Here is a 2,259-nt window from a genome sequence, read left to right on the forward strand (position 1 = left end):
AGCGAAAGCGAGTCTGAATAGGGCGTTTAGTACGTGGTCGTAGACCCGAAACCAGGTGATCTACCCATGTCCAGGGTGAAGTTCAGGTAACACTGAATGGAGGCCCGAACCCACGCACGTTGAAAAGTGCGGGGATGAGGTGTGGGTAGCGGAGAAATTCCAATCGAACCTGGAGATAGCTGGTTCTCCCCGAAATAGCTTTAGGGCTAGCCTTAAGTGTAAGAGTCTTGGAGGTAGAGCACTGATTGGACTAGGGGTCCTCATCGGATTACCGAATTCAGTCAAACTCCGAATGCCAATGACTTATCCTTAGGAGTCAGACTGCGAGTGATAAGATCCGTAGTCAAAAGGGAAACAGCCCAGACCGCCAGCTAAGGTCCCAAAGTGTGTATTAAGTGGAAAAGGATGTGGAGTTGCTTAGACAACTAGGATGTTGGCTTAGAAGCAGCCACCATTTAAAGAGTGCGTAATAGCTCACTAGTCGAGTGACTCTGCGCCGAAAATGTACCGGGGCTAAATACACCACCGAAGCTGCGGATTGATACCGAATGGTATCAGTGGTAGGGGAGCGTTCTAAGGACAGTGAAGTCAGACCGGAAGGACTGGTGGAGTGCTTAGAAGTGAGAATGCCGGTATGAGTAGCGAAAGACGGGTGAGAATCCCGTCCACCGAATGCCTAAGGTTTCCTGAGGAAGGCTCGTCCGCTCAGGGTTAGTCAGGACCTAAGCCGAGGCCGACAGGCGTAGGCGATGGACAACAGGTTGATATTCCTGTACCACCTCTTTATCGTTTGAGCAATGGAGGGACGCAGAAGGATAGAAGAAGCGTGCGATTGGTTGTGCACGTCCAAGCAGTTAGGCTGATAAGTAGGCAAATCCGCTTATCGTAAAGGCTGAGCTGTGATGGGGAAGCTCCTTATGGAGCGAAGTCTTTGATTCCCCGCTGCCAAGAAAAGCTTCTAGCGAGATAAAAGGTGCCTGTACCGCAAACCGACACAGGTAGGCGAGGAGAGAATCCTAAGGTGTGCGAGAGAACTCTGGTTAAGGAACTCGGCAAAATGACCCCGTAACTTCGGGAGAAGGGGTGCTTTCTTAACGGAAAGCCGCAGTGAATAGGCCCAAGCGACTGTTTAGCAAAAACACAGCTCTCTGCGAAGCCGTAAGGCGAAGTATAGGGGGTGACACCTGCCCGGTGCTGGAAGGTTAAGGAGAGGGGTTAGCGTAAGCGAAGCTCTGAACTGAAGCCCCAGTAAACGGCGGCCGTAACTATAACGGTCCTAAGGTAGCGAAATTCCTTGTCGGGTAAGTTCCGACCCGCACGAAAGGTGTAACGATTTGGGCACTGTCTCAACCAGAGACTCGGTGAAATTATAGTACCTGTGAAGATGCAGGTTACCCGCGACAGGACGGAAAGACCCCGTGGAGCTTTACTGTAGCCTGATATTGAATTTTGGTACAGTTTGTACAGGATAGGCGGGAGCCTTTGAAACCGGAGCGCTAGCTTCGGTGGAGGCGCTGGTGGGATACCGCCCTGACTGTATTGAAATTCTAACCTACGGGTCTTATCGACCCGGGAGACAGTGTCAGGTGGGCAGTTTGACTGGGGCGGTCGCCTCCTAAAGTGTAACGGAGGCGCCCAAAGGTTCCCTCAGAATGGTTGGAAATCATTCGTAGAGTGCAAAGGCATAAGGGAGCTTGACTGCGAGACCTACAAGTCGAGCAGGGACGAAAGTCGGGCTTAGTGATCCGGTGGTTCCGCATGGAAGGGCCATCGCTCAACGGATAAAAGCTACCCCGGGGATAACAGGCTTATCTCCCCCAAGAGTCCACATCGACGGGGAGGTTTGGCACCTCGATGTCGGCTCATCGCATCCTGGGGCTGTAGTCGGTCCCAAGGGTTGGGCTGTTCGCCCATTAAAGCGGTACGCGAGCTGGGTTCAGAACGTCGTGAGACAGTTCGGTCCCTATCCGTCGTGGGCGTAGGAAATTTGAGAGGAGCTGTCCTTAGTACGAGAGGACCGGGATGGACGCACCGCTGGTGTACCAGTTGTTCTGCCAAGGGCATAGCTGGGTAGCTATGTGCGGAAGGGATAAGTGCTGAAAGCATCTAAGCATGAAGCCCCCCTCAAGATGAGATTTCCCATAGCGTAAGCTAGTAAGATCCCTGAAAGATGATCAGGTTGATAGGTTCGAGGTGGAAGCATGGTGACATGTGGAGCTGACGAATACTAATAGATCGAGGACTTAACCATATAATATG

The 2,259-nt window shown here is 52.1% G+C and carries 1 rRNA gene; it reads left to right on the plus strand.

The annotated features are described in order from the left end of the window. A 23S ribosomal RNA gene (locus ACTFSI_RS27940) occupies positions 1-2,251 on the plus strand; the annotation flags it as partial. Between the last annotated feature and the right edge of the window lie 8 nt (positions 2,252-2,259).

The sequence above is a fragment of the Bacillus cereus group sp. MYBK101-2 genome (assembly GCF_051918845.1).
Lineage (GTDB): Bacteria > Bacillota > Bacilli > Bacillales > Bacillaceae_G > Bacillus_A > Bacillus_A paranthracis.